20 protein-coding genes are annotated in these 23,088 nt (G+C 72.4%); 15 read left to right on the top strand and 5 right to left on the bottom strand.

Annotated elements, in window-relative coordinates; all coding sequences use genetic code 11:
- Nucleotides 1–18: 18 nt before the first annotated feature.
- Nucleotides 19–1,179 (bottom strand): cellulase family glycosylhydrolase, encoded by a 1,161-nt coding sequence (locus H5V45_RS08025; protein ID WP_185252445.1) that lies wholly within the window; start codon nucleotides 1,177–1,179, stop codon nucleotides 19–21.
- 137 nt (nucleotides 1,180–1,316) lie between these two features.
- On the opposite strand from H5V45_RS08025, the gene H5V45_RS08020 reads away from it, so the two are divergent.
- The 6 genes from H5V45_RS08020 (at nucleotide 1,317) to H5V45_RS07995 (ending at nucleotide 9,351) form a co-directional block, all read left to right on the top strand.
- Nucleotides 1,317–2,579 carry a hydroxyacid-oxoacid transhydrogenase gene (locus H5V45_RS08020; RefSeq protein ID WP_185252444.1) on the top strand — a complete coding sequence of 421 codons (1,263 nt, stop codon included), beginning with the start codon at nucleotides 1,317–1,319 and terminating at the stop codon, nucleotides 2,577–2,579.
- Nucleotide 2,580: 1 nt separating this feature from the next.
- Nucleotides 2,581–5,412, top strand: a complete 2,832-nt coding sequence (locus tag H5V45_RS08015) for an FAD-linked oxidase C-terminal domain-containing protein (RefSeq protein ID WP_185252443.1) — start codon at nucleotides 2,581–2,583, stop codon at nucleotides 5,410–5,412.
- Between the two features lie 79 nt (nucleotides 5,413–5,491).
- A complete protein-coding gene (locus H5V45_RS08010; protein WP_343061475.1) occupies nucleotides 5,492–6,712 on the top strand; it encodes a class I SAM-dependent methyltransferase in 1,221 nt (406 codons plus the stop codon).
- Nucleotides 6,709–7,725 (top strand): WD40 repeat domain-containing protein, encoded by a 1,017-nt coding sequence (locus tag H5V45_RS08005; protein WP_185252442.1) that lies wholly within the window; start codon nucleotides 6,709–6,711, stop codon nucleotides 7,723–7,725. The genes H5V45_RS08010 and H5V45_RS08005 overlap by 4 nt, the downstream gene beginning before the upstream one ends.
- Nucleotides 7,726–7,825: 100 nt before the next feature.
- Entirely contained in the window at nucleotides 7,826–8,833 is a 1,008-nt protein-coding gene (locus H5V45_RS08000; RefSeq protein WP_185252441.1) for a DNA topoisomerase IB, read from the top strand.
- Between the two features lie 20 nt (nucleotides 8,834–8,853).
- Complete coding sequence (locus H5V45_RS07995; RefSeq protein WP_185254540.1) at nucleotides 8,854–9,351, top strand: O-acetyl-ADP-ribose deacetylase; 498 nt, start codon at nucleotides 8,854–8,856, stop codon at nucleotides 9,349–9,351.
- A gap of 255 nt (nucleotides 9,352–9,606) precedes the next feature.
- Here H5V45_RS07995 and serC read toward each other — a convergent pair whose 3' ends face one another.
- Nucleotides 9,607–10,731 (bottom strand): phosphoserine transaminase, encoded by a 1,125-nt coding sequence (serC, locus tag H5V45_RS07990; RefSeq protein ID WP_185252440.1) that lies wholly within the window; start codon nucleotides 10,729–10,731, stop codon nucleotides 9,607–9,609.
- A gap of 118 nt (nucleotides 10,732–10,849) precedes the next feature.
- On the opposite strand from serC, the gene H5V45_RS07985 reads away from it, so the two are divergent.
- The 3 genes from H5V45_RS07985 to H5V45_RS07975 all read left to right on the top strand — a co-directional run bounded on the left by H5V45_RS07985 (nucleotide 10,850) and on the right by H5V45_RS07975 (nucleotide 12,329).
- Complete coding sequence (locus tag H5V45_RS07985; protein ID WP_185252439.1) at nucleotides 10,850–11,293, top strand: zinc ribbon domain-containing protein; 444 nt, start codon at nucleotides 10,850–10,852, stop codon at nucleotides 11,291–11,293.
- A complete protein-coding gene (locus tag H5V45_RS07980) occupies nucleotides 11,286–11,786 on the top strand; it encodes a GNAT family N-acetyltransferase (RefSeq protein ID WP_185252438.1) in 501 nt (166 codons plus the stop codon). The genes H5V45_RS07985 and H5V45_RS07980 overlap by 8 nt, the downstream gene beginning before the upstream one ends.
- 138 nt (nucleotides 11,787–11,924) lie before the next feature.
- Entirely contained in the window at nucleotides 11,925–12,329 is a 405-nt protein-coding gene (locus tag H5V45_RS07975) for a YybH family protein (protein ID WP_185252437.1), read from the top strand.
- Here H5V45_RS07975 and H5V45_RS07970 read toward each other — a convergent pair.
- Nucleotides 12,319–13,347 (bottom strand): TerC family protein, encoded by a 1,029-nt coding sequence (locus H5V45_RS07970; RefSeq protein ID WP_185252436.1) that lies wholly within the window; start codon nucleotides 13,345–13,347, stop codon nucleotides 12,319–12,321. The genes H5V45_RS07975 and H5V45_RS07970 overlap by 11 nt on opposite strands.
- Before the next feature lie 284 nt (nucleotides 13,348–13,631).
- Here H5V45_RS07970 and H5V45_RS07965 point away from each other — a divergent pair, with 284 nt between their 5' ends.
- Nucleotides 13,632–14,216: a VldE C-terminal domain-containing protein gene (locus tag H5V45_RS07965; RefSeq protein ID WP_185252435.1), complete on the top strand. Its 585-nt coding sequence runs from the start codon at nucleotides 13,632–13,634 to the stop codon at nucleotides 14,214–14,216.
- On the opposite strand, the gene H5V45_RS07960 is transcribed toward H5V45_RS07965, so the two are convergent.
- A complete protein-coding gene (locus H5V45_RS07960; RefSeq protein WP_185252434.1) occupies nucleotides 14,207–14,788 on the bottom strand; it encodes a GNAT family N-acetyltransferase in 582 nt (193 codons plus the stop codon). The two genes, H5V45_RS07965 and H5V45_RS07960, sit on opposite strands and share 10 nt — an antisense overlap.
- Nucleotides 14,776–15,879: a citrate synthase 2 gene (locus tag H5V45_RS07955; protein WP_185252433.1), complete on the bottom strand. Its 1,104-nt coding sequence runs from the start codon at nucleotides 15,877–15,879 to the stop codon at nucleotides 14,776–14,778. The genes H5V45_RS07960 and H5V45_RS07955 overlap by 13 nt, the downstream gene beginning before the upstream one ends.
- A 115-nt stretch (nucleotides 15,880–15,994) precedes the next feature.
- Between H5V45_RS07955 and pdxH the strand changes: the two genes are divergently transcribed.
- The 5 genes from pdxH (at nucleotide 15,995) to H5V45_RS07930 (ending at nucleotide 23,077) form a co-directional block, all read left to right on the top strand.
- Nucleotides 15,995–16,654, top strand: a complete 660-nt coding sequence (gene pdxH / locus H5V45_RS07950) for a pyridoxamine 5'-phosphate oxidase (RefSeq protein ID WP_185252432.1) — start codon at nucleotides 15,995–15,997, stop codon at nucleotides 16,652–16,654.
- A gap of 142 nt (nucleotides 16,655–16,796) precedes the next feature.
- The gene (locus tag H5V45_RS07945; protein WP_185252431.1) at nucleotides 16,797–17,393 is read left to right on the top strand and encodes a TetR family transcriptional regulator; all 597 of its coding nucleotides are present in this window, start codon (nucleotides 16,797–16,799) and stop codon (nucleotides 17,391–17,393) included.
- The gene (locus tag H5V45_RS07940) at nucleotides 17,387–19,123 is read left to right on the top strand and encodes an ABC transporter ATP-binding protein (RefSeq protein WP_185252430.1); all 1,737 of its coding nucleotides are present in this window, start codon (nucleotides 17,387–17,389) and stop codon (nucleotides 19,121–19,123) included. The genes H5V45_RS07945 and H5V45_RS07940 overlap by 7 nt, the downstream gene beginning before the upstream one ends.
- Nucleotides 19,120–21,084, top strand: a complete 1,965-nt coding sequence (locus H5V45_RS07935) for an ABC transporter ATP-binding protein (RefSeq protein ID WP_185252429.1) — start codon at nucleotides 19,120–19,122, stop codon at nucleotides 21,082–21,084. The genes H5V45_RS07940 and H5V45_RS07935 overlap by 4 nt, the downstream gene beginning before the upstream one ends.
- 382 nt (nucleotides 21,085–21,466) lie before the next feature.
- The gene (locus H5V45_RS07930) at nucleotides 21,467–23,077 is read left to right on the top strand and encodes an MDR family MFS transporter (RefSeq protein WP_343061474.1); all 1,611 of its coding nucleotides are present in this window, start codon (nucleotides 21,467–21,469) and stop codon (nucleotides 23,075–23,077) included.
- Nucleotides 23,078–23,088 lie beyond the last annotated feature (11 nt).

Genomic DNA, 23,088 nt, shown 5'->3' with positions numbered 1-23,088 from the left:
GCGTGGTGACTGGACCAGTCAGTGGCCCCGCAGCCACGCCCGCGCGACGTCGCCGTACGCCGTGGGGGTGCCCGACTCCTCGGTGATCAGCGACATCGGGTCGTGGGGGTGGGCGGCCCACACCCAGAAGAGGACGCCGACGTGGTGCGCGTCGGCCCAGCGGAGGTACGACGGCACGTAGTCGCCCTTCGGGTGCTCCGAGCCCAGCTCGCCGGTGAGGACGGGCACCGAGTCCGCGAGCGGGGCGAGCACGTCGTCCCAGCAGGCGCGGTCGCTGCACGGCTTGAAGTCGTAGCTGTGGAACGACGCGATGAGCTGGTCGTCGTCCGGCGCGAACTCGAGCCAGTGGTTCAGGTCGTTGGCGTAGTCGAGCCCGCCGAGCAGGATCGGCTGCTCGGCGCCGGTGTCGCGGATCGCCGAGACGACGGAGTCCATGCCCTGCACCTGGTAGGTCACCCGGCCGGCCGTCAGCATCTTGTCGTCCTCGACCGGTGCGGTGCAGCCGCCGTCGCGCCAGCACTTCCAGGTCAGGTCGAGCAGCAGCTCCTTGTCGCGGTTGTCGTAGCGCGAGTAGGGCTCGTTGAACGCGTCGAACATGACCGACGGGTCGTCGCGGTAGGCCGCCGCGACCGAGCGCCAGAACGCCAGCGACTCCGAGTCCGGCATCGCGAGGTTGCCGAACTCCGGCTCACCGATCCGCTTGCGGCTGTGCAGGTCGAGGACCACGACCAGGCCGGCGTCGTTGAGCGCGGAGACGAAGTCGCGCACGGCCGCGCGGTAGACCGCGACCGTGCGCTCCTCGAACTCGTCGCTGACCGGGGCGCCGCGGGTGCCGAGCCAGCAGTCCTGGTTGAGGGGGAGCCGGACGGTGTTGGCACCCCAGGCGGCGATCGCCGCGGCCTGGCTGGCGGCGGGGTCGCGGGCCGTCACCGTGTCCAGCGCGGACAGCCCCCAGCCCTGGGCGCAGGCGTACTCGAAGCTGCTCCAGTTGACCCCGCGCGGCACGAACTCCCGGCCGCTGCGGGCGTCGAGGATGCGGTTCTCGTCGACGACGGGCTGCGGGGCGGGGGTGTGCGGCCGGCTGCGCGCGACCAGGGGGTCGCGCAGCTGCACGGCGATCGCCGAGCCGGCGACCAGCACCAGCGCGACCACCAGCAGGATCCAGCGCACCCACCGCATCGAGGCCCCCCTCAGAACACTCCCGCAGCCGATCGTACGGGCCGGCGCCGGGCCCGGGCGGCGCTTTCGCCGGGACCGTTATGTTGGCCGGGAGCGGGCACGGGACCCGTTCGACCGGGGTCCACCTGAGGAGCAGCATGAGCGAGACCGTCTTCACCTACGCCGCACCCGCGCTCAAGTTCGGACCGGGGGCGAGCGGCGAGATCGGCCACGACCTGCTCGGGTACGGCGCCCGCCGGGTGCTCCTCGTGACCGACCCGGGCGTCGCCGCGACCGGCCACCCCGCGCGGATCGCGGAGCAGGTGACCGCCCGGGGCCTGCACGTGACGACGTACGACCGGGCCCGCGTGGAGCCCACCGACGACTCGCTGCGCGAGGCCATCGACTTCGCCCGCGACGCCGGCCCCTTCGACGCGATCGTCGCGGTCGGCGGCGGCTCCGCGATCGACACCGCCAAGGCCGTCAACCTGCTCACGACCAACCCCGGCGAGCTGATGGACTACGTCAACGCGCCCGTCGGCAAGGGTGCCGACCCGAGCAAGCCGCTGCTCCCGCTCGTCGCGATCCCGACCACCACGGGCACAGGTGCCGAGAGCACCACGATCTGCGTGCTCGACGTCCTCTCGCTCAAGGTGAAGACCGGCATCAGCCACGCCCGGCTGCGGCCGACGCTCGCGGTCGTCGACCCGCTGCTGACGATGAGCCAGCCGACGCTCGTCACCGCGGCGTCGGGGATGGACATCCTGTGCCACGCGCTGGAGAGCTACACCGCGCGGTGGTACGCCGACATGGACGCCAAGCAGCCCGAGCAGCGGGTGCCCTACTGCGGGGCCAACCCGATCGCCGACATGTGGTCCGAGAAGGCGATGTCCCTGCTGGCCGGCGCCTTCCGCGAGGCCGTGCGCGACGGCTCGGACGCCGTCGCGCGCGAGCAGATGGCGATGGCCGCGACGTTCGCCGGGCTCGGCTTCGGCAACGCCGGGGTGCACATCCCGCACGCCAACGCCTACCCGATCGCGGGCCGGGTGCGGGACTTCCGCCCGGAGGGCTACCCCCAGGACGAGCCGATCGTGCCGCACGGCATGGCGGTGTCGCTGACCGCGCCGGAGGCCTTCCGCTTCACGTTCGAGGCCGCGCCCGAGCGGCACCTGCGCGCTGCCCGGCTGCTCGACCCGTCGGCGACCGGCGACGGCCCCGACGTGCTGCCGGGCGTGCTCAGCGCGCTGATGCGCGACATCGGCATCCCGAACGGCCTGGCCGAGGTCGGCTACCTCGACGCCGACGTCGACGACCTGGTGGGTGGCGCGATGCAGCAGCAGCGGCTGCTCGCGACGGCCCCCCGGACTGTCCGCGAGGAGGACCTGGCCTCGGTGTTCCGCGGGTCGATGGAACACTGGTGACGTGTCGTCCCCCCACGTCGGTCCCGGCCCGGACCTGGTCGCCGAGCTGCGCCGTCGGGGCGTCACCGACGTCGACGACTCGACGCTGACCCGGGCGCTCTACTCCTCCGACGCCTCGCTCTACCGCGTGGTCCCGCAGGTCGTCGCGCGCCCGCGGGAGGCCGACGAGCTCCTCGCGATCCTCGACGTGGCCCGCGCGACGGGCGTGCCGCTCACGATGCGCGGTGCGGGCACCTCGATCGCCGGCAACGCGGTCGGTCCGGGCATCGTCGTCGACACCCTCAAGCACCTGAACCGGGTCCTCTCGGTGGACCCGGACACCGCGTCCGCGGTCGTCCAGCCGGGCGCCGTGCACGCCGTGCTGCAGCGGGCCGCGGCCCCGCACGGGCTGCGCTTCGGGCCGGACCCCTCGACCCACACCCGCTGCACGATCGGCGGGATGATCGGCAACAACGCCTGCGGCTCCCGCGCCCTCGGCTACGGCCGCACGGTCGACAACGTCGAGTCCCTGCGGGTCGCCTTCGGCACCGGCGAGGTCGTCACCACCGGCGCCGCCGGTGGCAGCGACACCGTGGCCGGCGCCGCGCTCGACGCGCTGACCGACCAGCACCTCGGCCACGTCCGCACGACCTTCGGCCGCTTCGGCCGCCAGGTCAGCGGCTACTCGATGGAGCACCTGCTGCCGGAGCGCGGCCGCCGCCTCGACCGCTTCCTGGTCGGTTCCGAGGGCACCCTCGGGCTGGTGCTCGAGGCCCGGGTCCGGCTCGTGCGCGACGAGCCCGTACGCCGGCTCGTGGTGCTCGGCTACCCCTCCATGATCGAGGCGGCCGACGCGGTCCCGGCCCTGCTCGCCGCCGGGGGTGGGCACCTCATCGCCTGCGAGGGGCTGGACTCCCGGATCGTCGACCTGGTGCGGGCCAAGGGCAGCGCGGTGCCCGACCTGCCGCGCGGGGCCGGCTGGCTCTTCGTCGAGGTCGTGGGTGAGGACGCGGACGCCCTGGCCGCCCGAGTCGTCGCCGAGGGCGGCGCGCTCGAGCACCGGGTCGTCACCGACGACGCCGAGGCCGCCGCGCTGTGGCGGATCCGCGAGGACGGCGCCGGGCTGGCCGCCCGCAGCCTGCGGACGCCGGCCTACTCCGGCTGGGAGGACGCCGCCGTACCCCCCGAGCACCTGGGTGCCTGGCTGCGCGACTTCGACGCGCTGCTGCGCGAGCACGACCTCGACGGCGTGCCATACGGCCACTTCGGCGACGGCTGCGTGCACGTGCGCATCGACTTCCCCTTCGAGGCCGGGGGCGCCGACGACCGCGGCGCCCGCGTCTTCCACGACTTCCTCACCGCCTGCGCGGTCAAGCTGCGCGACTACGGCGGCTCGCTGTCCGGCGAGCACGGCGACGGGCGCGCACGCTCGGCGCTGCTGCCGCTGATGTACGACGAGGAGTCGATCGCCCTCTTCGCCGCGGCGAAGGCGATCTGCGACCCCGACAACCTGCTCAACCCCGGCAACATCGTCGACCCGGCCCCGTTCGACGCCGACCTGCGCCCGACCCGGCCGCGGCTGCCGATCACGCCGCTCCTGCGCTTCGCCCACGACGGCGGCCAGCTCGGCAACGCGGTGCACCGCTGCACCGGCGTCGGCAAGTGCGTGGCGCCCGCGACCAACGGCGTGATGTGCCCGTCCTACCTCGCCACCCGCGACGAGAAGGACTCCACCCGCGGCCGCTCCCGGGTGCTGCAGGAGGCCCTGGACGGCTCGCTCGTCGGCGGCCTCTCCGACCCGGCCGTGGGCGAGGCGCTCGACCTCTGCCTGTCCTGCAAGGGCTGTGCGTCCGACTGCCCGACCGGCGTGGACATGGCGACCTACAAGGCCGAGGCGCTGCACCAGAAGTACGCCGGCAGGCGGCGGCCCCGCAGCCACTACACGCTCGGTCGGCTCCCGCAGTGGGCCGCGCTGACCGCGCCGCTGGCCCCGCTCGCCAACCGGATGCTCAGGCTCGGGCCGGTCGCGCGGGCCGCCAAGGCCACCGCCGGCATCGACCAGCGCCGCTCGATCCCGGCCTTCGCGCCGACGACGCTGCGCAAGGGTCTCGCGAAGCGCGAGCGGGATCGTCGGGACGGGGCGCCCGAGGGTGCCCCGGACGTGTGGATCTGGGCCGACTCCTTCACCGACCACTTCCTGCCGCAGTCCGGTCACGCCGCGGTCCGCGTGCTCGAGGCGGCCGGCCTGCGGGTGCGGGTGATCGGCGAGGACGCGTGCTGCGGCCTGACCTGGATCACCACCGGCCAGCTCGACAAGGCGCGGTCGATCATGGGGCGCGCGGTGACCACGCTGGCGCCGTACGTCGCGAGCGGCGTGCCGGTCGTCGGCCTCGAGCCGTCCTGCCTCGCGACGCTGCGCAGCGACGCCGTCGAGCTGCTCGACGACCCGCGCGCCGCCGAGGTCGCGGCCGGGGTGCTGACCTTCGCCGAGCTGCTCACCCGGCTCGATGTCGCCCTCCCGGACCTGAGCGGCGTGGAGGTCGTCGCCCAGCCGCACTGCCACCAGCACGCCGTGCTCGGCTGGGCCGCCGACGAGGCGCTGCTCCGCAAGGCAGGGGCCGCCGTGACCCGGGTGTCCGGGTGCTGCGGGCTCGCGGGCAACTTCGGCATGGAGCAGGGCCACTACGAGGTGTCCGTGGCCGTCGCCGAGACGCACCTGCTGCCGGCGGTCCGCTCGCACCCCGACGCGGTGGTGCTCGCCGACGGCATGTCGTGCCGGGTCCAGCTCGACGACCTCGCGGGGGTCCCCACGATGCATCTCGCCGAGCTGCTCGCGTCTAAACTCCAGGGGTGAATCCCCGCCACCGCCGCCTCGTGATCCCCGTGGCGCTGGTCGGCCTCCTGCTCCTCGTGCTGGTCGCGGCGGTGGTCAAGTGACCACCGAGCCCCTGCTCCGCGTCCTGGCCCGGATGCGCGGCCACCTGCTCGACCCCGACGCCCTGGTCAAGGCCGTCGCCTCGGGGCGCCAGAAGGGCCAGCAGTCGCCGTGGAAGCGGGTCGAGCTGCGCTACGTCGACCTCAAGGCCGGACGGCACCTGCAGGTGACGTCGTACGACGAGACGCAGGCGCACACCGCGAACCACGCGGCCGGCCCCGCGGCCCGCGACGCCGTCGACGAGCTGCTGGACCTGCCGTTCGCCAACTGGCACGTCGAGACGACGACCGAGAGCCACCAGGTCCGGGTGACCAAGAAGCTCGAGGCCGTCGTGCACACCTCCGCGCGCACCGAGGAGGTCGAGGTCGACCGTGGTCACGACCGCGACAAGCACCGCCTCCTGCCCGAGGACGACGCGGTCTTCCTGGCCCTCGGGCTCTCCGACGCGTCGGGCCGGATGAAGCCGAGCCGCCAGGCGAAGTACCGCCAGGTCGAGGAGTTCCTCCGGCTGCTCGACTCCTCGATCACCGACGCGCTGGCGCGCGGCAAGCTGCGCAAGCCGACCGCCGAGGACCCGCTCCGGATCGTCGACCTGGGCTGCGGCAACGCCTACCTGACCTTCGCGGCGCAGCGCTACCTCACCTCGGTGCGCGGCCTGCCGGTCCGGCTCACCGGGGTCGACGTCCGCGAGCAGTCGCGCGAGCACAACGCCGCCCTGGCCGCCGACCTCGGCGTGGACGCCGACTTCGTCGTCGGCACGATCCTCGGCGCGCAGCTGGACCCCGGCCCCGAGGTGGTGCTGGCCCTGCACGCCTGCGACACCGCCACGGACGAGGCGCTGGCCCGCGCGGTCGAGTGGGACGCCCAGCTCGTCCTCGCCGCGCCCTGCTGCCACCACGACATCGCGGCCCAGCTCCGGCGGACGCCCACGCCGTCGCCGTACGCCGCCCTCACCCGGCACGGCATCCTGCGCGAGCGGCTCGCCGACACCCTGACCGACGGCATCCGGGCGTCGCTGATGCGGCTGCAGGGCTACCGCGTCGACGTCATGCAGTTCGTCGAGAGCCAGCACACGCCCCGCAACACCATGCTCCGCGCGGTCCGCACCGGCGGCCCCGTGAAGGGCGGCGGCGTCCGCAACGAGTACGACGACCTCGTCGGCACCTGGGGGATCACCCCGCGCCTCGCCGTGCTGCTCGAGGCCGCCGACGCGTCGTGAACCTGAACCGCGACGGCGTGCTGGGCTTCCTGGTGCTGCTGCCGTTCCTGATGGGGGCGGCGGCCGCGCCCGCCGACCAGCCCGGACAGGTGGCCTTCACCTTCCAGGACCCCGAGATCGTGGAGTCCAGCGGGCTCGTGCTCCAGGACGGGCTGGTCCTCACCACCAACGACTCCGGTGACGTCGGCCGGGTCTTCGCCGTCGACCCCGCGATCGGCGAGACCGTCGGCGTGACCCGGTGGTCCGACGACCCCGTCGACGTCGAGGCGCTCGCGCCCGCGGGTGACGGCGAGGTCTGGGTCGGTGACATCGGCGACAACTCCGACGACCGCGACGACGTCCAGGTGGCCCGGGTCCCGGTCGGACGGGGCGACCGGACGGTCGACCCCACCACGTACGACCTCGTCTACGCCGGCGGGCCGGTCAACGCCGAGACGCTGATGAGCGACCCGACGACCGGACGGCTCTACGTCGCCAGCAAGAGCGTCTTCGGTGGTCGGCTCTTCGAGGCGCCCGCCCGGCTCGACCCCGACCGGCCCAACCGGCTGCGGCCGATCGGCGACGTGCTGCCGATCGCGACCGACGGCGTCTTCCTGCCCGACGGGCGGCACGTGGTGATCCGTGACTACTCGGTCGCGACCGTCTACACCTTCCCCGCGCTGGAGGAGGTCGCGACGTTCCGGCTGCCGACGCAGGACCAGGGGGAGGGGCTGACCGTCGACGGCGACGGCGGCCTGCTGGTCAGCACCGAGGGGCAGGGCACCGACGTGCTGCGGGTGCGGCTGCCCGACGCCGTACGCCGGGCGATGGCGGCGGCGGACCCGTCCGCGTCGGCGTCCCCCGACGGGGGCCCGTCCTCGCGGGCTACCGTGGGGGCCACTTCGTCGCCGGAGCCGGGTCGGGACGCGTCCGCCGGGACCGCCGACGGGCGCTCGACCTGGCCGTGGTTCCTCGGCGCGTGGCTGGGCCTCGGCGGCGTCGGGCTGCTGGTCCTCGCGCTGCGGCGTCGCTGACGCGTCTCGTGGGTGCCGCGGGGTTGGCGTGCGCGCCGTCCGCGTCGGCGCACTCGCTGGGGTGAGCCCGGGTCTGGGCCCGGCTGGCTAGTCTCGCGGCATGCCGAGGACCCGCCGCTCGTCCCCCGACCAGCCGGGCTGGACCCGCCGCCGTGCCGGGAAGGGATTCGTCTACCTCGACCAGGACGGCGAGCGCCTCCCCGACGAGGACGCCCAGCGGGTCCGCGACCTGGTGATCCCGCCGGCCTGGAAGGACGTGTGGGTCTGCCCGTGGCCCAACGGGCACCTGCAGGCGGTCGGCACCGACGACGCCGGGCGCCGGCAGTACCTCTACCACCCGGACTGGCGCACGAAGCGGGACAGCGAGAAGTTCGACCGCGTGCTCGGCTTCGGCAAGGCGCTCTCGCGCGCCCGCGAGCGGGTCCTGACCGACCTCGGCACCGAGGACATGTCGCTCTCGCGCGCGTGCGCCGTCGCGGTGCGGCTGCTGGACCTGGGGTACTTCCGGATCGGCAACGACGTCTACGCCGACCAGAACGGCAGCTTCGGCCTCACCACGCTGGAGCGCCGGCACGTGCGGCGCCAGGGCGACGCGCTGGTGTTCTCCTTCACCGGCAAGTCCGGCGTCGACCACCGCATCCAGATCGACGACCCGCCGACCGTGGACGCCCTCGAGGTGATGCGCCGGCGCCGGGGCGGGGGCGACCGGATGCTGGCCTTCAAGGACGGGCGGTCGTGGGTGTCGCTGGACTCGTCGCGGGTCAACGACTACGTGCGCGAGGCGACCGGGATCGAGGCGACGGCCAAGGACTTCCGGACCTGGCACGCCACCGTCATCGCTGCCGCGGCGCTGGCGGAGTCGCCCGAGAAGGGGGAGACGAAGGCGTCGCGCAAGCGGGCCGTCTCGGCGACGATGAAGGAGGTCGCGGAGTTCCTCGGCAACACCCCGACGCTCGCGCGGTCGTCGTACGTCGACCCCCGCGTGGTCGACGCCTACGAGGAAGGCCGGACGATCTCGAAGGCCACGCGCAAGGCCTACGACAAGACCGACGAGCGGCAGGCCGCCCTGGAGCGGGCCACGCTGAAGCTGGTCAAGGAGCAGTCGTGACCGTGCCGCCGGTGCCGTCCGTGCCGGTCCTGACGGCGGTGCAGGGCGACATCACCCGGCAGGACGTCGACGCGGTCGTGAACGCCGCCAACCGCGCGATGCGCGGCGGCGGGGGCGTCGACGGGGCGATCCACCGGGCGGGCGGCCCGGCGGTCCTCGAGGACTGCCGGGCGCGCTTCCCGCACGGGTTGGCCACGGGGGACGCCGGGTGGACGACCGCCGGGGACCTGCCGGCACGCTGGGTGATCCACGTGGTCGGTCCCGACCGGCGTGCGGGCGAGACCGACCGGTCGCTCCTGGTCTCGTGCTACACCCGCGCCCTGGCCGTCGCCGACGAGCTCGGGGCCCGGTCGGTGGCGTTCCCGCTGGTCAGCGCCGGGGTCTACGGGTGGCCCAAGGACGACGCCATCGACGCGGCCGTGACCACGCTGCGCTCCACCCCGACCTCCGTGCGCGAGGCCCGCATCGTGGCGTTCGACCGGGCGACGTACGACCTGGTGCGCGCGGCGCTGGGGTAGCTCCGGCGCTGGACGAGTGGCGCTGGCGGCGCGAGTGGCGGTGGCGCGGGAGTTTCATCGGTCGACCGACAGAACTCCCGCCTGGCCGGTGAAGCATCAGCGTCCCGCCGGGAGTTTCAGCGGTCGACCGATGAAACTCCCCACCCCCGCAGCACCGGTCCCACCCCAGCTCCTGTCACGAAACTGGCGCTGGTGTCATGGAGTTCCGTGACAGGAGCGCCAGTTTCACCGGGTACCCGGTGAAACTTCCCGCCCTCAGAGCCGCTCGACGACGTACTCGATGCACCCGGTGAGCGCCTCGACGTCGGCCGGGTCGACGGCGGGGTACATCGCGATCCGCAGCTGGTTGCGGCCGAGCTTGCGGTAGGGCTCGGTGTCGACGATGCCGTTGGCGCGCAGGGCGGCGGCGACGGCGTCGGCGGAGACCGCGTCCTCGAAGTCGATGGTGCCGATGACGAGCGAGCGGTGGGCGGGCTCGGCGACGTAGGGGAAGGTGTACGACGTCCGCTCGGCCCAGCCGTAGAGCGCGTCGGACGAGGCCGTGGTCCGCGCGACCATGCCGGCGAGGCCGCCGTGGGCGTTCATCCAGTCCAGCTGCTCGGCCATCAGGAACAGCGTCGCGACCGCGGGGGTGTTGTAGGTCTGGTTCTTGCGCGAGTTGTCGATCGCCGTGGGCAGGTCGAAGAACGCCGGGACGTGCCGGTCGGACGCGGCGATCTCGGCGGCCCGGTCGAGCGCGGCGGGCGACATGACCGAGATCCACAGCCCGCCGTCGGAGGCGAAGCACTTCTGCGGGGCGAAGTAGTAGCAGTCGGTCTCGGTCAGGTCGACGGGCAGGCCGCCGGCACCGGACGTGGCGTCGACCAGGACCAGCGACGACGAGGCGGACGTCCCGGCCGGGCGCACCACGGGGGCCATCACGGCCGTGGAGGTCTCGTTCTGCGCCCAGGCGTAGACGTCGACGCCGTCCTCGGCGACGGGGCTCGGCAGCGAGCCGGGGGGCGCCGCGACCACCGACGGGTCGGCCAGCCACGGCGCGGCCTTCGCGGCCGAGGCGAACTTCGAGGAGAACTCCCCGAAGGTCAGGTGCTGGCTCCTCTCGCGGATCAGCCCGAAGGTCGCGATGTCCCAGAACGCCGTGGCGCCGCCGTTGCCGAGCACGACCTCGTGGCCCTCGGGCAGCGAGAACAGCTCCGCCACCCCCTCGCGGACCCGCCCGAGCGTGTCGCGCACCGGCGCCTGCCGATGGGAGGTGCCCATCAGCGACGCCCCGGTCGCGGCGAGCGCGTCGAGGTGCGAGGTCTGGATCTTCGACGGGCCGGCACCGAAGCGGCCGTCGGCGGGCAGGAGCTCGGCGGGAATGGTCACGGCGTCGGTCATGAACTGCCTTCCAGGTGGGTAGGAGTGCCCCGACAGTGCGGGGCGGGCCTCCTGACCCCGTTGTCAGCAGGGTCCTAGTGTGTCAGCCGTCGTGAACGAAGCCTCGGAGGAGTCCATCATGAGCACCACGCCCAACCCCGGGTTCGCCCGTCAGTCCGGCGCCCGCACGGTCTTCCGTGTCGCCGCCGTCGTGCTGGCCCTCCTGGGTGCCTACCTCCTCTACCGCGGCTTCTCGACGTTCGCGAACACCGACCTCGACGTCGAGGACACCGGCGCCCCCGACGGCATGCTGACGTTCCTCGGCGGCGGTCTGTGCCTGATGGGGGCGCTCGTCTGCGCGAACCTCGGCTTCATGGGGGCGGCCGCCCGGTACGGCGCGGGCGAGACGATGCCGGTCGTGAAGGACTCCGCGGCGTACCTCTCCGACGGCGAGGGGGTGCTCGGCGTCGGCCGCACCGTCGACGACGCCCCGGCGAGGACCGGCCGCTTCTGCTCCTCGTGCGGCGTCCGCAACGACGACGGCGCCCGCTTCTGCGACGCCTGCGGGTCGGCTCTTGCCTGACCTCGAGATCCGTCGGGTCGGCTACGGCCAGCCCGACGCGCTGGCGCTGATCGAGCAGGTCCAGCAGGAGTACGTCCGGCGCTACGGCGGCCCCGACGAGACCCCGCTCGAGCACGCGATGTTCGACCCGCCGCTCGGCAGCTTCTTCGTCGCCTACGACGGGGGCGAGCCGGTCGCGACGGGGGCGTGGCGCCGCTCGGGCGTCGAGGCGCTCGGCAGCACCGCGACCGCGGAGATCAAGCGGATGTACGTCGTACCCTCGCACCGCGGGGCCGGCGTCGCCCGGGCCGTGCTCGCCCACCTCGAGACCACCGCGGCGGAGGCCGGTGCGGACGTCCTGGTCCTGGAGACCGGGACCCGCCAGCCGGAGGCGATCGCGCTGTACGAGTCGTCGGGCTACACGCCCGTCGCGGGCTTCGGGCACTACCGCGACGAGCCGCTCTCGCGGTGCTTCGGCAAGCGCCTCACGGCCCGCCCGGACCACCAGGTCTAGCCCTGGACCGCCTTCCCGGGCGGGGGAGAGGTCCAGACCGGTCACGGTCCGTCCTCCCGTGCAAGGCCCCCTGGCGCGTCATACTCGACGGGTGTGGGGGCCGAGCGACGGCTCCGGGCGTGACGAGGGGGGTGGCGCATGGGTGACCTGGAGATCGCGGTCGAGGCCGTGGCGCGCCTCCAGCGGTGCCTGCGGGAGCGCGACGTCGAGGGGGCCGTCGCCTGCTTCGTGGAGGACGGGGCGACGTACGGCGCCGACCTCGGCGAGCACGCCCACGGCCACGAGGAGCTCCGGGACTTCATGGGGCTGCTCTTCAAGCTGCCCGTGACCGTGGGCTGGGAGTTCGAGACGATCTACGCCCGCCGCAGCGGCGACATCCTGTGGTTCGTCGCGCCGGCGCAGGCCGTGGTGACCAGCTCGGACGGCACCGTCGAGAGCCTGGAGTTCCGGCTGTCGGGCGTCCTGCGCGACACCCCGGACGGCTGGCTCTTCGAGCTCTTCAACGGCACCGAGCCGGTCGTCACCGACGTCGTCAGCTGGTGACGTCGGCGGGCTGCTCGCCCGTCTCCTGCTGCTCGCGCTGCTCGGCCCGCTTCGACGCGACCAGGCTCGTGCAGACCGTCACCGCCAGGATGCCGACGACCACGCCGAGCGAGGCCAGCGTCGGGATCTCGGGGACGGACTTCCACTGCAGGTGGCCCCAGTGCAGCGCGAGCTTGACGCCGATGAAGCCCAGGATGGCGGCCAGGCCGTAGCTGAGGTGCACGAGCTTGCTGAGCGCGCTCTCGAGGACGAAGTAGAGCGCGCGCAGGCCCAGCAGGGCGAAGGCGTTGGTGGCGAAGACCAGGTAGGGGTCGCCGGTGATGCCGTAGACCGCGGGGACCGAGTCGATCGCGAAGACGATGTCGGTGGCGAAGACCGCGAGCACGACGAGCGCGAACGGCGTGAGGGCGCGGCGGCCGGCCTCCCGGACGGTCAGGCGCGGGCCGGCGTACTCCTCCGTCACGGGCATCACCTTGCGGGCCAGGCGCACCACCCGCATCGAGGACACGTCGACCGCGTGGTCGTGACCGCGGATCGCGTCGCGCAGGATCTTGACGCCGGTGACGAGCAGGACCAGGCCGAAGACCAGGAAGACCCAGTCGAAGGCCGCCAGCGCGGCCGCGCCGACGGCGATGAAGATGCCGCGCAGCACGAGGGCGCCGATGATGCCGTAGAGCAGCACCCGCTGCTGCAGCTCCTTGGGGACCGCGAACGCGGCCAGGAGCAGCATGAAGACGAAGAGGTTGTCGACGCTGAGCGACTTCTCGACGAGGTAGCCGGTGAGGTACTCCACGCCGCGGCCCGAGCCGTGCGCCCACCAGACGTAGCCGCCGAAGGCGAGGGGGAGTGCGACGTAGAACGCCGACCAGCCGAGCGCCTCGCCCAGCGAGACCTCGTGGGGCCGGCGGGTCAGGACGAAGTCGAGGGCGATCAGGCCGAGCACCAGACCGAGCGTGACGGTCCAGAGCGTGGGGGTGCCGATGATGTCGATGGCCATCGGGGTGAGCGGGGAGGTCATGGGTCTCCTCGGACAGGTGTCGTTGTCCGCGGTCTCCCTCGACCGGCCGAGACCGGCGGTCACCCGAGGCGGACGTGGGACCGCCGTACTGACCGGATGACGCTTGGGTGAGGTACTCCCCCCAGGCTTCTCAGTGTACTGACCCGTTTCAAGGGCTGGCTCCGACAGCGTCCGACGAGTCGTTGCGGCCCGGGCGGGCCAGGCGAGCAGGGCCGATCGGAGGACAGACACATGGGGGCGGCCGACCTACGCTCGGGCGTCGATCCACTCTCGGAGGAACCCCCGTGCGCCCGTTCGTGCCCCGTCTGCTCGCCCCGGTCCTGCTGGTCCCCGTGGTCGTGCTGGCCCTGCTCTCCCCGTCGGCCGCTTCCGCGGCGCCGCTCGAGGACTACGCCGGCTACCAGCCGCAGACCCACTGCCACCCGAAGGCCAAGCCGGGCACGACGTACCTCGGGCACTGGCTGGTCCAGCACTTCGGCGGCGGCTTCGGGGGCATCTCGCGGCCGTGCTCCAGCGGCGGCACCTCGGAGCACAAGGAGGGTCGCGCCTTCGACTGGACGCTGGACGCCTCGTCGAAGGCGGACCGGAAGAAGGCGAAGGCCTTCCTCGACTGGGCGTTCGCCGACGACGAGGCCGGCAACCACGACGTCAAGGCCCGACGGATGGGGATCATGTACGTCATCTGGAACGACCACATGTACCCCGCCTGGCACGAGTTCGAGCGGGAGGCCTACCTCAGCTCCTCCTGCAAGTCCCGCAAGAAGTGCTCGAAGGTGCTGCGGCACCGCACGCACCTGCACGTCTCGCTCACCCGGAAGGCGGCCAAGGGCGGCACCAGCTGGTACGCCGGCAAGGTCGATCAGGACTGAGCGCCCGCCGCGAACGCGGCCCGGTCGAGGGCGTAGCGCACCTCGCCCTGCTCCCACCCCGGCACCGGGTCGTCCCACTCCTGCACCCAGGTCTCGACGAGGCTCATGCCGAGCTTGCCGAGCACCGCACGGGAGCCGGTGTTCACCACCATCGTGGTCGCCTCGACCCGCTCCACGTCGGGGCAGGCGAAGGCCTGCGCCAGCAGGGCGCGGGCACCCTCGGTCGCCAGGCCGCGGCCCCAGGCGGCCCGGGGCAGGCGGTAGCCGACGCCTGACAGTTCGGGCCGGCCGCGGACGCTGCTCGCCGACCACCAGCCGGCGAACCGCTCCGGCCCGGCGTCGTCGCGGGTGAACCCGGCCCAGTAGCCCAGGCCGCGGCGTAAGTCCGAGCGGGCGGTGAGCCGCTCGTCCCACTCGGCCCTGGTCTCGGCCGGCGTGGCGGCCCGGCCGCGGATGAAGCGCATCACCGCGGGGTCGGCGTTGAGCTCGACGAGGTGGGGGAGGTGCGCGGCGCCGACCGGCTCCAGGCGGAGCCGGTCGGTCGCCAGGTGGGGCAGGCTCAGCCGGCCCACTCCGACTTCCAGCCGTCGACCTCGTCGGCCTTGCGGGACGCCGGGCCGGTGTAGACGGCGGACGGACGGATCAGGCGGCCCGTGCGCTTCTGCTCCAGGATGTGCGCCGACCAGCCGCCGGTGCGGGCGCAGGTGAACATCGCGGTGAACATGTTCGACGGGACCTCGGCGAAGTCGAGGACGATGGCCGCCCAGAACTCGACGTTGGTCTCGAGGACGCGGTCGGGACGACGCTCGCGCAGCTCCTTGAGGGCCGCCTGCTCCAGCGCCTCGGCGACGGCGTAGCGCGGGGCGTCGAGCTCCTTCGCCGTACGACGCAGGACGCGGGCGCGCGGGTCCTCCGCGCGGTAGACGCGGTGGCCGAAGCCCATCAGCCGCTCGCCGGAGTCGAGCAGGCCCTTGACGTACGCCGTGGCGTCCCCGGACTTCTCGACGTCCTCGATCATCGTCAGCACGCGGGCCGGGGCTCCGCCGTGCAGCGGGCCGCTCATCGCGCCGATGGCGCCGGAGAACGCGGCCGCGACGTCGGCACCCGTGGAGGTGATGACGCGCGCGGTGAACGTGGAGGCGTTCATGCCGTGCTCGGCCGCGCTGCTCCAGTAGGCGTCGATCGCGTGGGCGTGCTTGGGGTCGGCCTCGCCCTTCCAGCGGATCAGGAACTTCTCGGCGAGCGTCTTGCCCTCGTCGACGGCCTTCTGGGGGACGACCGGCTGGTTCAGGCCGCGCGCCGACTGGGCGGCGTACGACAGGACCATCACGGCGAGCCGGCCGATGTCCTCGCGGGCCTGCTCGTCGGAGATGTCGTAGGTCTGGCCGAAGCCGAACGCCGGCGCGAGCATGGCCACGGCGGCTTGCACGTCGACGCGGACGTCACCGGTGTGGACCGGCAGGTTGTAGGGCTCGGCCGGGGCGAGGCCGGGCTGGTAGGCGCCGTCGATCAGCAGGCCCCAGACGTTCTCGAACGGCACCCGCCCGACGATGTCCTCGATGTCCACGCCGCGGTAGCGCAGCGCGGAGCCTTCCTTGTCGGGCTCGGCGATCTCGGACTCGAACGCAACGACACCTTCGAGTCCGTGGTGTACCTCGGTCATGCGCTCGCGACTCCTTCGCGGAAGGGGATGGTGGGAGGCGCGACCCGGGGGGTGCGCCGGACGCATTCTGCACCTGCCGCCGCGCGGGCGACACCCCGGCGCCTAGATTCGACGCATGGGTGACAACACGCACGACGACGCGGCCATCGCCGACCTGCGCCACGAGTACGCCGCCGGGGGGCTCGACGAGGGCGACCTCGCGCCCGACCCGGTCACGATGTTCCGCCGCTGGTTCGAGGACGTGCGCGCCGCCAACCTGCACGAGCCGAACGCGATGGTCATCTCGACCGTCTCCGCCGAGGGCCGTCCCTCGTCGCGGATGGTGCTGCTCAAGGGCGTCGCCGAGGACGGCTTCCGCTTCTTCACCAACACCCGCTCCCGCAAGGGCGCCGAGCTCGCCGCGAACCCCGCCTGCTCGCTGCTCTTCCCCTGGCACCTGCTCGAGCGCCAGGTCCGCGTGGACGGCGTCGCCGAGCCGCTGCCGGACGCCGACGTGCGCGCCTACTTCGACTCGCGGCCCCGGGGCTCCCGGATCGGCGCCTGGGCCTCCCACCAGTCCCACCCGGTCGCCGACCGCGGCGCGCTGGACGCGGCGTACGCCGAGGCCGACGCCCGCTTCCCCGGTGAGGATGTCCCCGTCCCCGAGGAGTGGGGCGGCTACCTCGTCCGTCCCGAGACCGTCGAGTTCTGGCAGGGCCGCACCAGTCGGCTGCACGACCGGCTGGTCTACCGGCGGGCTGCCGGGTCGTGGGAGACGGAGCGGCTGGCGCCGTAGGGGGTGTCGGATTCCCCGGATATCCGGGGAAACCCGCACTTCCCGGGTGTTGCAACACCCGGAAAGTGCCAACTTCCCCGGATATCCGGGGAAATTCACAGACCGCTTGTGAGTGAGCACTCACTCACTTAAAGTCAACCGGGTGACCGAGACCCGCCGCCGCGCCCGCGCGATGAACCCCGAGGAGCGCCTCGACCAGCTGGTCGACGTGACGCTCGAGCTGCTGCGGGTGCACGGACGGGGGGTGACGACCCGGCAGATCGCCGAGCGGGCCGGGGTCGCGGAGGGCACGATCTTCCGCGTCGTCGAGACCAAGGACGAGCTGGTCGACGCCGCGATCGCCCGGGCGTTCCGCCCCGGCCGGGTCGAGGACCGGATCCTCGAGATCGACGACACGCTGCCCCTGCACGACCGCCTGGTGCTGCTGGTGGGGATCCTCCAGCAGCGGTTCCGGGCGACGTTCGCGCTCATGCAGAAGGTCGGGATGATCCGGCCCCCCGACCACCTCCACGACGGTGAGGAGGCGATCGCGATCCGGGCCCGGATGGGCCAGGTCCTCGAGGCCGTCGTCGGCGCGGACGCAGACGCCTTGAACGTCCCGGTCGACGAGTTCGTCCACCGCCTACGGCTGCTGACCTTCGCCGGCAGCCACGACCACATCGCTGACGGACGGCTGCTCACCCCCGAGCAGATCGTCGACACGCTCCTGAACGGCCTCGCGAGGAACACCCCATGCTGATCCGCCTGCTCCGCACCCACCTGCAGCCCTACCGCGGCTGGCTCGCGGCCGTCGTCGCCCTGCAGTTCGTCGGCGTCGTCGCGATGCTCTACCTGCCCAGCCTGAACGCCGACATCATCGACAGCGGCATCGCGACCGGGGACACGGGCTACATCGTCCGCACCGGCGCGATCATGCTCGCGGTCTCGCTGGTGCAGATCGTCTGCTCGGTCACCGCCGTCTGGTTCGGGGCGCGTACGGCGATGGGCTTCGGGCGCGACGTCCGCGCGGCGCTGTTCCACCGGGTCGGGACCTTCTCGGCCCGCGAGGTCCAGCACTTCGGCGCCCCCTCGCTGATCACCCGCGGCACCAACGACGTCCAGCAGGTGCAGATGCTCGTGCTGATGGCCTGCACGATCGCGATCTCCTCGCCGATCATGATGGTCGGCGGTGTCCTGATGGCGCTGCGCGAGGACGTCGGGCTCGGCTGGATCCTGGCCGTCGTCGTCCCCGCGCTCTTCCTCTCCGTCGGGCTCGTCGTCAGCCGGATGGTGCCGAACTTCCGGAAGATGCAGACCCGCATCGACGAGGTCAACCGCGTGCTCCGCGAGCAGATCACCGGCATCCGCGTCGTCCGCGCCTTCGTCCGCGAGCCGCACGAGACCGAGCGCTTCGCCACGGCGAACGACGAGCTCACCGACGTCGCCGTCCGGGCGGGCCGCTGGATGGCGACGATGTTCCCGCTGGTGATGCTGGTCGTGAACGTCTCCAGCGTCGCGGTCATCTGGTTCGGCGGCCACCGCGTCGACGCCGGCCAGATGCAGGTCGGCGCGCTCACGGCGTTCCTGTCCTACCTGATGCAGATCCTGATGTCGGTGATGATGGCGACGTTCATGCTGATGATGGTGCCGCGGTCCTCGGTCTGCGGCGACCGGATCATCGAGGTCCTCGAGACCGACTCGTCGGTCGTCCCGTCGCCGGACCCCGTTCAGCCGGACCCCGCCAAGCGCGGGTGGCTGGATCTGGAGGACGTCGTGTTCTCCTACCCGGGCGCCGAGTCGCCGGTGCTCTGCGACGTCTCGCTCGAGGCCCGCCCCGGCCAGACCGTCGCGATCATCGGCTCGACCGGCGCCGGCAAGACCACGCTGGTCAGCCTGGTGCCGCGGCTCTTCGACGCCACCGCCGGCTCGGTCCGGGTGGCCGGCGTCGACGTGCGCGACCTCGACCAGGACGCGCTGTGGGCGCAGATCGGGTTGATCCCGCAGAAGGCCTTCCTGTTCACCGGCACGATCGCCACCAACCTGCGCCACGGCAAGCCGGACGCGACCGACGAGGAGCTCTGGGAGGCGCTGCGCACCGCGCAGGCGGCGGACTTCGTCGCGGACCTCCCCGACGGTCTCGACGCCACGGTCGCGCAGGGCGGCACGAACTTCTCCGGCGGCCAGCGCCAGCGCCTCGCCATCGCGCGCGCGCTCGTACGCCGGCCCGGGCTGTACCTCTTCGACGACTCGTTCTCGGCGCTGGACCTCGCGACCGACGCCCGGCTGCGGGCGGCCCTGCGCCCCACGACGACCGACGCGACCGTCGTGATCGTCGCGCAGCGCGTCTCCACGATCATCGACGCGGACCTGATCCTGGTGCTGGAGGACGGCATGGTGGTCGGCCGCGGCCGCCACGACGAGCTGCTCGAGACCTGTCCGACCTACCAGGAGATCGTCACGTCCCAGCTGACCGCGGAGGTGGCGGCATGAGCGTCCCTCCAGCCGACACGAGCAAGGGTGAGAACCACAAGGGCAAGGCGCTCGAGGCGACCGAGCGGATCGAGGCTCCGGTCGGTGGCCCCGGTCGCGGCCCGATGGGCGGCGGCATGGTCGGCCAGAAGGCGATGACGTTCGGACCGTCGGCGAAGCGGCTGGCGGCGCGGATGCGCCCCGACCGGAGCCGGGCGCTGGCCGTCGTCGGCCTCGGCGTCGTCAGCGTGGTGCTGATGTCGACCGGCCCGCGGATCCTCGGCCACGCCACCGACCTCGTCTTCCGCGGCTTCATCGGTCGCCAGGTCCCGGTCGGCACGCCGCAGTCCGAGCTGCCCGACGCCGTCCGTGGCCAGGGCGTCGTGCCCGGCCAGGGCGTCGACTTCACCGCCGTGGGCAACGTCCTGCTGCTCGTCCTCGCGGTGTACGCCGCGGCGTCGCTGCTCGGCTGGCTGCAGGGCTACCTGCTCAACGGCGTCGTGCAGAACACCGTCTACCGGATGCGCGCCGACGTCGAGGAGAAGATCAACCGGCTGCCGCTGGGCTACTTCGACCGCTCGCCGCGCGGGGAGCTGCTGAGCCGCGTCACCAACGACATCGACAACGTCAGCCAGACCCTGCAGCAGACGATGAGCCAGCTGCTCACGTCGCTGATGACGGTCATCGCCGTGCTCGGGATGATGTTCTGGATCTCGCCGCTGCTGGCCCTGGTCGCGCTGGTCTCGGTGCCGGTCTCGCTGCTGGTCACCCGCGCCATCATGAAGCGCTCGCAGGGCCAGTTCGTCGCCCAGTGGCGGCGTACGGGCAAGCTCAACGCGCTGGTCGAGGAGTCCTTCTCCGGCCACGCCCTCGTCAAGGTGTTCGGCCGCCAGGGCGAGGTGGAGCGGACCTTCGCGGAGGAGAACGACGAGCTCTACCGCGTCAGCTTCGGCGCGCAGTTCGTGTCCGGGCTGATCATGCCGGCGATGATGTTCATCGGGAACGTCAACTACGTCGTCATCGCCGTCGTCGGCGCGCTCCGGGTGTCCAGCGGCTCGCTCTCGCTCGGCGACGTCCAGGCATTCGTGCAGTACACCCGCCAGTTCACCCAGCCGCTCACGACCGTCGCCTCGATGATGAACCTCCTCCAGTCCGGCGTCGCGTCGGCCGAGCGGGTCTTCGAGCTGCTCGACGCGCCCGAGGAGCCGGCCGACCCGGCCGCGCTGACCACGCCGGCGCTGCGGCGCGGCGAGGTCGCCTTCGAGGCGGTGTCGTTCCGGTACGACGAGGACCGGCCACTCATCGACGACCTCTCGCTTGTGGCCCGGCCCGGGCAGACGGTGGCCATCGTCGGCCCGACGGGTGCCGGCAAGACGACGCTGGTGAACCTGGTCATGCGGTTCTACGACGTCGACGCCGGCCGGATCACCATCGACGGCGTGGACATCACCGCGATGCCCCGCTCGGCGCTCCGCGGCCAGATCGGGATGGTCCTGCAGGACACCTGGCTCTTCGAGGGCACCATCCACGACAACATCGCCTACGGGCGGCCGGACGCGAGCCACGAGGACGTGCTGGAGGCGGCCCGGGCGACCTTCGTCGAGCGGTTCGTCCACTCGCTGCCGGACGGCTACGACACGGTCATCGACGAGGAGGGCTCCAACCTGTCGGCGGGGGAGCGGCAGCTGGTCACGATCGCCCGGGCGTTCCTCACCGACCCGGCCCTGCTGATCCTCGACGAGGCCACGAGCTCGGTCGACACCCGCACCGAGCTGCTCGTGCAGCACGCGATGGCGGCGCTGCGCACCGACCGCACCAGCTTCGTCATCGCGCACCGGCTCAGCACGATCCGGGACGCGGACCTGATCCTGGTGATGGAGGACGGCGCGATCGTCGAGCAGGGCACGCACGACGAGCTGCTCGAGCGGCCCGGCGCCTACGCCCGTCTCTACCAGTCGCAGTTCGCCGCCGTCGCGACCTGACCGGCCCCCGGCGTACGTCCCGATCAATTGCCTTGATCCGGCTCCCGGCGAGATCTACGCTCGTGGGACACGGGAAAGGAGGTGGTCCGAAGAATGAATTCTTCAAGGACGCGTGAGGTGGCTGCCCGCTAGCAGCCCAGCATCATCGGGGGTGAGATTCCCCCGAGGCTGCTGACGAATTCCTAGCAGCTACCCGACCCGCAGACGATCCGGTCATCACGTCCACCGGAGCGGGCCCCGATCCGGGGTCCACGTCTGCGGGTCGTTCCCATTTCGGACCGTCGCGGCGGAGGTGGCCTGCGTCTCACTTGGTTGTCCCTGTCAACCTTTCGGGAATATAGTTGCGAGCAGCAACCTTCTACTCCCTGTGAATCGAGCACGCGTGACCACCCAGGCAACCACCCCGCCCGTCAGCCCGCCTTTCGAGGCGTCCGGCCAGATGACGCACCGCCAGATCCTCGAGGCCATGAGCGGCCTCCTGCTGGCGATGTTCGTCGCGATGCTGTCCAGCACCGTCGTCACGAACGCGCTCCCGCGGATCGTGACCGACCTGCAGGGCAGCCAGACCGGCTACACCTGGGTCGTGGTCGCGACGCTGCTCGCGATGACCGCGACCACCCCGATCTGGGGCAAGCTCGCCGACCTCTTCAGCAAGAAGGTGCTGGTGCAGAGCGCGCTGGTCATCTTCTCGATCGGCTCCCTCATCGCCGGCTTCGCGCCGAGCATGGAGGTGCTGATCGGCGCCCGTGTCATCCAGGGCCTCGGCGTCGGTGGCCTGACCGCGCTGGTGCAGGTCGTCATCGCCTCGATGGTGACCCCGCGCGAGCGGGGCCGCTACTCCGGCTACATCGGCGCCACGTTCGCGCTCGCGACCGTCAGCGGCCCGCTCATCGGCGGCCTGATCGTCGACAGCCCGCTCGGCTGGCGCGGTTGCTTCTTCGTCGGCCTGCCCTTCGCCGTCGGCGCGTTCGTCCTCCTGCAGAAGACGCTGCGGCTGCCCGTCGTCAAGCGCGAGGTCAGCATCGACTACCTCGGCGCCACCCTGATCGTCGGCGGCGTCTCGCTGCTGCTCGTGTGGGTCTCGCTCGCCGGCAACCAGTTCGACTGGGTCTCCGCCACCAGCGGCCTGCTCGTCGCGGGCGGCCTGGCGCTCCTCGCCGCCGCGGTGTACGTCGAGTCCGTCGCCGCCGAGCCGATCATCCCGCTGCGCCTCTTCAAGGACCGCACGACGTCGCTGGCGACCGGCGCCTCGATCCTGATCGGCGTCGCGATGTTCGGGTCGACCGTCTACCTCAGCCAGTACTTCCAGCTCGCCCGCGGCATGAGCCCGACCCACGCCGGCCTGATGTCGATCGCCATGGTCGGCGGCCTGCTCGTCTCGAGCATCGTGTCCGGCCGGATCATCAGCGACACCGGCCTGTGGAAGCGCTGGCTGGTCGGCGGCATGGCGCTGGTCATCATCGGCCTGGCCCTGCTCGGCCAGATCGACGCGCACACCAACCTCGCCCTCGTGGGCCTGTTCATGGCGATCCTGGGCATCGGCCTCGGCGCCACGATGCAGAACCTCGTCCTCGCGGTGCAGAACAACACCGCCCAGGCCGACATGGGCGCCGCCAGCTCCGTCGTCGCGTTCTTCCGCTCGATGGGCGGCTCGATCGGCGTCTCGGCGCTCGGCGCCCTGCTCAGCCACCAGGTGGCCGACAAGGTCACGGCCGGCCTGCAGGCCATGGGCGTCGACACCACCCACGAGAGCAGCTCGATCCCGACGCTGAGCGAGCTGCCGGCGCCGATCCGCGCGCTCTACGAGGACGCGTTCGGCACGGCCATCGGCCACATCTTCCTGGTCGCGATGCCGTTCGCCGCGCTGGCCTTCGTGTGCGTCCTGTTCATCAAGGAGGTGCCGCTCCGCACGACGATCGACCGGGTCGACGAGCGGGCGCCGGAGACCGACGAGGTCACCCCCGAGCCCACCACCGAGGCCGGGGTCCGGTGACCTCCGTGTCC

The organism is Nocardioides luti (assembly GCF_014212315.1).
GTDB classification, from domain to species: domain Bacteria; phylum Actinomycetota; class Actinomycetes; order Propionibacteriales; family Nocardioidaceae; genus Nocardioides; species Nocardioides luti.
The sequence above is the reverse complement of the archived record's forward strand: the minus strand, read 5'-3'. Positions and strand labels throughout refer to the sequence as shown.